1 pseudogene is annotated in these 587 nt (G+C 45.1%); it reads right to left on the bottom strand.

Going from position 1 to position 587, the window contains the following annotated elements:
- Positions 1 to 587: pseudogene (locus R7Q48_RS29280) on the bottom strand (NAD-glutamate dehydrogenase domain-containing protein); the annotation flags it as partial.

Below are 587 nucleotides of genomic sequence, written 5' to 3'. Positions count from 1 at the left end.
TGCTTGTTCAAGCGTTTTGCCGGTTTCACTTGCAACCGATGAAATATCCAGTGCCGATTGAAGGCTCGATAGACGTGCTACTTGATGGGCAAGTTTTTCTTCTACCCCACGCTCCATCCATGTTTGAGCCAACTCATTGTGCTCTTCCACTTCAGATTCAACCAGCATGCTATCAAGAGTTTCAGTAATGACATTCACATCTTGTTTGTAGATTGCAATCAACTCACCAACGGTAGATTTACCGCTGCGATTACGCAGTAACCAACGAGCAATACGACGTAGTGCGCGGCGTACGTAGAACATGATCTCGTACTGCGCATCTGCCGTTGCAACGTTGTCTAACGCGCGAGTTTGCTTAAGAATTTCCGCAAGATCAAATATTTCACGTGCTGCACTGTAAGCATTTGCAATATCAACAACACTTGCTCCCGTCTCTTCTTGAAGACGAGTGACGAAATTACAGCCCATTTCGTTAACCATTTGGTTTGCTAGCGCAGTCGCGATAATTTCTGCACGTAGCGGATGGTTAACCATTTGATCTTTATAGTTACGGCGTAACTCACTTGGGAAGTACTCAACCAGTTGTT

This window comes from Vibrio sp. 378, from assembly GCF_033339435.1.
Note: the sequence above shows the minus strand (reverse complement) of the source record. Positions and strands in the feature narration are given on the sequence as shown.